At 61.7% G+C, this 7,365-nt stretch carries 8 protein-coding genes; 2 read left to right on the forward strand and 6 right to left on the reverse strand.

The annotated features are described in order from the left end of the window. The first annotated feature begins 143 nt into the window (after window positions 1-143). Both EGJ34_RS19390 and EGJ34_RS19395 read left to right on the forward strand, forming a co-directional pair. Window positions 144-800, forward strand: a complete 657-nt coding sequence (locus EGJ34_RS19390; protein WP_125362088.1) for a DUF1287 domain-containing protein — start codon at window positions 144-146, stop codon at window positions 798-800. A gap of 826 nt (window positions 801-1,626) precedes the next feature. Continuing rightward, window positions 1,627-1,917: a hypothetical protein gene (locus tag EGJ34_RS19395; RefSeq protein WP_125362089.1), complete on the forward strand. Its 291-nt coding sequence runs from the start codon at window positions 1,627-1,629 to the stop codon at window positions 1,915-1,917. A gap of 189 nt (window positions 1,918-2,106) precedes the next feature. On the opposite strand, the gene EGJ34_RS22790 is transcribed toward EGJ34_RS19395, so the two are convergent. The 6 genes from EGJ34_RS22790 to EGJ34_RS19425 all read right to left on the reverse strand — a co-directional run bounded on the left by EGJ34_RS22790 (window position 2,107) and on the right by EGJ34_RS19425 (window position 7,292). Further along, a complete protein-coding gene (locus EGJ34_RS22790; RefSeq protein ID WP_260477066.1) occupies window positions 2,107-2,712 on the reverse strand; it encodes an XVIPCD domain-containing protein in 606 nt (201 codons plus the stop codon). Between the two features lie 561 nt (window positions 2,713-3,273). Beyond that, a complete protein-coding gene (locus EGJ34_RS19405) occupies window positions 3,274-3,813 on the reverse strand; it encodes a hypothetical protein (RefSeq protein WP_125362090.1) in 540 nt (179 codons plus the stop codon). Between the two features lie 754 nt (window positions 3,814-4,567). Next, window positions 4,568-5,059: a dihydrofolate reductase gene (locus EGJ34_RS19410; protein WP_185750262.1), complete on the reverse strand. Its 492-nt coding sequence runs from the start codon at window positions 5,057-5,059 to the stop codon at window positions 4,568-4,570. After that, the gene (locus EGJ34_RS19415) at window positions 5,056-5,850 is read right to left on the reverse strand and encodes a thymidylate synthase (protein ID WP_125362091.1); all 795 of its coding nucleotides are present in this window, start codon (window positions 5,848-5,850) and stop codon (window positions 5,056-5,058) included. Before EGJ34_RS19415 ends, EGJ34_RS19410 begins: the two co-directional genes overlap by 4 nt. Further along, window positions 5,847-6,740 (reverse strand): prolipoprotein diacylglyceryl transferase, encoded by an 894-nt coding sequence (gene lgt, locus EGJ34_RS19420; protein ID WP_125362092.1) that lies wholly within the window; start codon window positions 6,738-6,740, stop codon window positions 5,847-5,849. Before lgt ends, EGJ34_RS19415 begins: the two co-directional genes overlap by 4 nt. A gap of 66 nt (window positions 6,741-6,806) precedes the next feature. Further along, a complete protein-coding gene (locus EGJ34_RS19425; protein ID WP_125362093.1) occupies window positions 6,807-7,292 on the reverse strand; it encodes a TPM domain-containing protein in 486 nt (161 codons plus the stop codon). Between the last annotated feature and the right edge of the window lie 73 nt (window positions 7,293-7,365).

Consider the following 7,365-nt stretch of genomic DNA (forward strand, 5'->3'; position numbering starts at 1 on the left):
GACAGCGCCGTCGTGGCCCCCGTCGCGAGCAACAACGTGCGCCGCGCGAATCCGGCGGCAACGACGGCGGTACGCCGGCCTGATTGCGCACGCTCTGTAGAGCCGGGCTTGCCCGGCTGCTGTTGGTTTATCGGGAGCTTCAAATGGGCAATAGGGACATTGCACTGGTATTGGGCATCTGGATGGTGCTGGTGGGGGGTTGCCAACGCGGCACGCCCCAGCAGGCGGCGGAATCGGCCACCGATGCCCTGCCCTCGATCACGACTGCGCCATCAGTCGCCTCACCACCTTTGGTAACCGCAGCGCGCGCGCAGATAGGGCGCACGGTGCTGTATGACCCGGCGTATGTAGTGCTTGCCTACCCGGGCGGCGACGTGCCGGAGGATCGCGGGGTGTGCACGGATGTGATTGTGCGCGCCTTGCGCGAGCAGGGGCTGGACCTGCAGCAGCGGGTGCATGAAGACATGCGCGCGGACTTTGGCAGCTATCCGGCGCAATGGGGCCTGACCCGCCCGGACCGCAACATCGACCACCGCCGCGTGCCGAACCTGATGCGCTGGTTCGAGCGCCAGGGCTGGGAGCAACCCGCCTCGGTGAAGGCCAGCGACTTCGCCGCTGGAGACATCGTGGCGTGGAAGCTGAGCGGCAGCGGCCTGCTGCACGTGGGCATCGTCTCCGACCGCCGAGCTTCAGATGGTACGCCGCTGATCCTGCACAACATCGCACGCGGCACACGCGAAGAGAACCTGCTGTTCGCGCACACCATCATCGGGCACTACCGGCCGAGCTTGGACGCGTGAATCCACCTGATCACCTGATCACCTGATTGCACACATCACGTAGAGCCGGGCTCTGCCCGGCTGCTGTTGGATTCATGCGAACAACCCTCGGCTCACGGCATTCCTGGTTAGGCGGGTCGGGATGGGCGTTCCGGGGGACGCTGTGAACACATCCATGTAAGCTCATCGCCGCATCCATGCGGCTCGTGCCCCCTCCAGCCCACCCCGCCCCACCTTCGACAGAGGGTCGGTGGCCAAGGGAAATCAAATGCGTTCCCTGCGGACACGCTAGCGCTGACACGCATGGCGTGTCACTACACGGCTGCAATCACCGGAACGACTAGCATCATCTGAATGCTTGAGACTGGTAGGGTCGGTCGCAAGACGACCGCACGGACACTCCCCACGTTCGGTAACGACATGCATCAATCGACACCGTGCACACCATCACCACGCGCACTGCATGTCGAAAACGACGAACAACAATCGGTCGCTGCACCAACCCAAAAAACAAACCACACCGCAAACGAGACGCGCATCACACTCTCGAATCCCTTGCCCTGCAACGGATTCCACCCACTCCGCGCTCAATACGCCATTTCGCTTGACCGAAAACGTCAGATCAAAATGCTCGATGAGAAAAGTCGCATTCCGCTATCGTGCGTTTGTCCGCATGGTGGGCATCGGGAGTTTGAAAGCTCCGCAAGAGAATCGAAGTGCGTCCAACGCCGGGAGGGTGGTCCTATAAAACACCTTCGTGGGAAAAGGCTGCTCCGTCCTCTTGCACGGCTTTCAACCTCCCGGCTTCCCGCCATCCTGGCGGGGAGATTTTCCCTGGAGCCTTCGTATGACATCTCACACCAAAGCCCCCACCCGTCCCCGCATCGTCTACCACTGCCGCAAACCACGCCGTGTCCGCGTGGAGGCACTCACCCATCTTCGCGATGAACAGCATCCGGATGACCCGCTCATCCCCTGCACGAAACTGCGCGGCATGTGGATGTGCAGGTCCAGCGGCAACGTGGGCGCAGAGTACTTCGTGACCGATGGGCCGCGCGCGATTCTGCTGACCATTGATGAAGCCACGGAAGAACAGAAGCGTTGCATCGGACACGTCAGCCACACACGCGGCGCGTGACCGGTTCGGTAGCGCCGGCCGTTGGCCGGCGTTGCCGTTGGTTGCTGCGAGCCGCTAACGGACATTGATAATTTGCGTGCGGTCGTATTGCAACCAACCGAACCTTCACAGCCAGAATGGATGCGCAATCTGCACCCAAGAAATCCTTGACGCGCGCCCAGGCTGGAGCTTCCGACGGCACATTGGCACCTATCTCGAGAACGATGGGCCGTCCTGCACATGCGCCTGTTGTGTCGACTGTTGATCGAGACTCGCTGCTTGGGACTGACTCAGTGCATCAGCACGATGAAGCGACTCCGACTCGGGCGTTCGAAGTGCATCCATCGTGTTCATTTGCGCTCGTCGATGAGCAGGGTCATCCAGTGCTCCCTGAACCACGAAGATCTTCTCACCGCGAGCCAAGCTTTCCGTGGGATTGTTGAACACGACATGATCAACCCGCGAAAGCCCCTGTTCCTTCGCCAGTACCAGCACGCTCGCGGATATACGCTCACTCGACTCGTCCCACGATTTGGCGTGTTCGGCGTCCAGGCGCCCCACCCCCGCTCTTATCTGCGTATAGAGAGAACGGTCAGCGTCGCCAAGTCCAGATGTTGGAGAAGACCATCGCTGCGGCGATGACGCATCGTCTTTGACCACGGCAGCGCTCTCGGCAACTGCGTGGTGCCCAACTTCAAAATCTGGTTCTGGCCGACGACGGCGTTGCAAGGGTGCCACGTGCTGATCATAGTGCGCACCATAGTAAAGCTCGTAGGTCTCATGAGGACCAACAGACGGAGTCTCGGTTTTGAACACCTCAGCGATCTGATCCAGTGCTTCGTTGCAATTGATTCGTCCGGCCTGGAGCTCCGCCGCGATCGCCCCGTACTGTTGCGGTCGACTACCCGTGCCTGAAACCCCAATGTCCGGCCCACCAGCTGCGACAATCTCACGCTGGACCTGGACATTACTAAGAGTCGCCGCTGCTCTCCTCGCAACAAGGTGCCTACATAGGCTTCCTTCGAGGTTGGATCGGGGCGTTCCGTGAATTGATGGTGTCCGAGTTCATGAGAAAGCGAGCGAGCGATTCTCGCCCCTTGACCCATGGCATTCCCGTCAATAACGATCTTCACACCGGGCTGAATATAAGTGCCTTGGCCGGCAGCACCCCATTCAACAGCCAGGCCATCTCGTCGAGCTTGGGCGATACCTGCCTGCAATGTCGGCGACTTCTCCAAGAAGGGGACCAAACTCGGGTCGGCCAATGGGGAAGCAGGACGAGGTGCGGGGCTGGCTTGGCCACCCTGCTGCGGCAGCGGCACCCCATTGTTCTCACTTTGCGACATTCTGCGACTCCTTCGCTAATACAGGGACTATTCAGCGCTGGCTGATGGATATGTAGTTCAGCGTAGTGCCATCTGATTCGAGCCCAAGAATCACTTCGGAACCACTGACTCGCGTCGACCAGTACGGCCGGGAACCGCTTGCATCGGGTCGAGCTGGATACGGAATGGAGTCTTCCCAGAGAACATTTCCAACCACGACGCTTGGTGGTGCGATATCAAATGTCAGCGTCGCATGTGCAGGGTTGTCTGAGGCGCTGCGAAGCTTAATGTTAAGAATCGAGAGGTCGCCCAGCATCCCACGTTCGGCGCTCCGTTCTTCATGCACGTTATCCCGAGTCGCGGACCCCAGCTGCGTTTTGAGCTGTCTGCCCACCGCTTCAGGATCATCGAAACGTATTGCAGCCAATTGCTCGACTTCCTTCTTGAATCGTTCCATTCCTGCTTCACTCCCAGATTCGACGGATTGCTGTTGATTCAAATGACCTGACGAAGCCGGCGGTGCACCGCTCGAACACGCCGTCAGTGCCGGCACCGAAAAAGACATCATGAGACAGCAACGCAGAGTGGGCATAATCCGACTCCGACTCCTGCGCTTTGATGAAGAATTGCTCATTTCGACCCATACCCCATGAAAGTACGCCCCGCGCAATCCTCTTTTGCGCGAATCTAACACAACACATTGTGAAGCCAAATCAGACTATTCTGACCCCTAGGGGAAGCCTTGCCCTATTCGATTGGACGACCCATGTCCTGCAGCAGCCGCGCAGGGCGCGGCTCTACATTCATGACGGCACAAAAAATCCGGGGGCGACCTAGGTGCGAATTCCTTCATCACTGATGGGCCAAGTGCGATTTTGCTGACCATTGATGAGGTTACGGAAGAACATAAGCGTTGCATCGGGCATGTGAGTCACACACGCGACGCGTGACCGTTTGGTAGCGCCGGCCGTTGGCCGGCGTTGCCGTTGATCGTTGCAAGTCGTTACCGGGCGTTGAGGATTTCCGTGCGGTCGTCTATCGACCGACCCTACCAGTCAAACATTCTGCAGAAAGCAACATGCGTAGTGACACGCCATGCGTGTCAGCGGGAGCGCGTCCGGAAGAAGCGCATTTGATTGCCTGTTGGCCACCGACCATCTGTCGAAGGTGGGTCGGGGTGGGTTTGCGGGACCGTCAAAAACATGGATGTTTTTGACGAGCCCCCATGGATGGGTTCACGGCGTGTCCCGCAAGCCCACCCCGACCCGCCAAATCAGGGATACGTGAAACCGAAGGCTGTTCGCACAAATCCAACAGCAGCCGGGCAGAGCCCGGCTCTACGGAGATCACGCGCGAACGTAGTCCACGAAGTCGAATGCGAACGCGTGGCGCTCGTCTGCTGGGTGATGCGTGCGCGATACCTCGGTCCACTGCGTCGGATCAATCTCCGGGAAATGCACGTCGGCATGCACCTCCGCATCCACCCAGGTCAGGTGCAGTGCATCGGCCTGGTCCAGCAGCTGCGCGAAGATCTCGCCACCGCCGATGATGCACAGCTCGGTAGCCCCCTCGTCCTCGGCAATCGCCCTCGCCTCATCCAAAGACCCCACCGCACGCATGCCGGCAAACGGCACCTGGCCACTGCGGGTCAGCACCAGATTGGTCCGCCCCGGCAGCGCCCGGCCCAGCGACAACGCCGTCTTGCGCCCCATCAACACCGGCTTGCCCAAGGTCAGTGCCTTGAAGTGCTGCAGGTCGTCCGGCAAGCGCCACGGCAGGTCGTTGTCACGGCCGATGCCACGGTTGCGGTCCAGCGCCACGATCATCGACAGCTTCACACTGCCACCGGAGCCTTGATCGCCGGGTGCGGGTCGTAGCCGTCAATGCGGATGTCGTCGAACTGGAAGCCGAACAGGTCTTTCACTTCCGGATTCAACCACAGCTTCGGCAGCGCGCGCGGTTCGCGCCCCAACTGCTCGCGTGCCTGTTCGTAATGGTTCGAATACAGATGCGCATCACCCAGGGTGTGCACGAAGTCGCCAACGCCCAGCCCCGTCGCCTGCGCCACCATGTGGGTCAGCAGCGCGTAGCTGGCGATGTTGAAGGGCACACCCAGGAAGATGTCGCCGCTGCGCTGGTACAGCTGGCAGCTCAGTTTGCCGTCCACCACGTAGAACTGGAACAGGTTGTGACACGGCATCAGCGCCATCTGCGACAACTCGCCCACGTTCCACGCACTCACCACCAGCCGTCGCGAATCCGGGTTGCGCTTGATCTCTTCGACCAGCCATTGCATCTGGTCGATGCTGCCGCCGTCGGCCGTGGCCCAGCTGCGCCACTGCTTGCCGTACACCGGGCCGAGGTCGCCATTTTCATCGGCCCACTCGTCCCAGATCCGTACCTGGTTGTCTTTCAGGTACCCGATGTTGGTATCGCCCTTCAGGAACCACAGCAGCTCGTGGATGATCGAGCGCAGGTGCAGCTTCTTGGTGGTGACCAAGGGGAAGCCGTCATTCAAGTTGAAGCGCATCTGCCAGCCGAACACGCTGCGCGTGCCGGTGCCGGTGCGGTCGGACTTCTCGCTGCCGTGCTCCAGCACGTGTTCCAGCAGATCCAGATACGCCTTCATGCCTTGCTTCCTTCAGCAGACGCCGGCGGGGCCACCGGCTGCAGCACCGGTGCGCGGCGCGACAGCACCAGCAGCACCAGGCCGAACGCCACCAGCGGCAGGCTCAGCAGCTGGCCGCGGGTGAACCAGTCGAAGGCCAGGTACACGCCGTTGTCAGGCATGCGCACGAACTCCACCGCGAAACGGAACACACCATACAGCAACGCAAACAGGCCCGAGACCAGGTAACGCTGGCGCGGTTTGGCCGACACCGTCCACAGCACCGCGAACATCACCAGCCCTTCCAGCGCCGCTTCATACAGCTGCGAAGGATGCCGTGCGTACACGTTCAGCGCACCGCTGGCGTATTCGGCCTTCAACGACGCCAGGTCCATCTGGTTGAACGGGGCTGGCAGGCCACTGGGGAAGATCACGCCCCAGGTCCCGTCGGTGTACTTGCCCCACAGCTCGGCACCGATGAAATTGCCCAGCCGTCCAAAGCCCAGGCCCAGCGGGACGAGCGGCGACATGAAGTCCAGCGTGTCGAACAGGTGCAGCCGATGCTTGCGTGACCAGTACCAGCACGCAAACAGCACGCCGAGCAGGCCACCGTGGAAGCTCATGCCGCCGTCCCATACCTTGAACAGCAGCAGCGGGTTGTGCAGGAAATCACCCAGTGCGTAGAACAGCATGTAGCCCACGCGCCCGCCCAGCACCACACCCAGCATGGCGTAGAACAGCAGGTCGGAGAATCCATTGGCGTCCACGCCCGGCAGGCGGCCGGCGGCAATGCGCTTGCGACCCAGCCACCAGGCGGCAATGAAGCCCAGCAGGTACATGATGCCGTACCAGTGCACCTGGACCGGCCCAAGCGAGATGGCAATGGGGTCGATGTCGTGGAAATAGATCATGGGCGATGCCTTGCGGGTAAGCGGCTATTCTACGGCCGCCCACCGCCCTGCTGGCCCCCTGCAGGGCTACAGCAGCTGGGGCGTGTTGGGCAGCCCGTCATCCTTGGACCCGCTGCCGGGCGGATAGTGCCGCGCCAGCAGGTCCGAGACCTCGGCCACCGCCCGCAACACGGCGTCCTGCAATGCGCCTGCACGCAGCTGCTGCTGCATGTGCTCGCACACCGCCTGCCACTGGTCTTCGCCGACCTTGCCGCGCAGGCCACGGTCGGCGACCAGTTCGATGGCATGGTCGGCCAGCAGCAAATAGATCAATACCCCGTTGTTGTGCTCGGTGTCCCAGGTGCGCAGCTGGGCAAACGCCTGTTCGGCGCGCTCACGCGGGGTCACCCCGTGCCACAGCGCCGACCAGGGCAGGTCGGCCTCCACCGCGAACATCACCTGTCCGCCGTGCCGCTGCTCACCGGCCGTGATCGCCTCGGTGATCGCCTGCAGGCGCTCGCCGGGAAACGCCCGGTGCACCGAAGGAGCCCAGAAATGTCGCCATGCGCGCATCACCAGCCCCCCGAGGCACCACCGCCTCCCGACCGTCCACCGCCACCGCCCCAGCCGCCTCCGCCGCCGAAGC

Origin of the sequence: Stenotrophomonas sp. 278 (genome assembly GCF_003935715.1) — a bacterium.
GTDB classification, from domain to species: domain Bacteria; phylum Pseudomonadota; class Gammaproteobacteria; order Xanthomonadales; family Xanthomonadaceae; genus Stenotrophomonas; species Stenotrophomonas maltophilia_AH.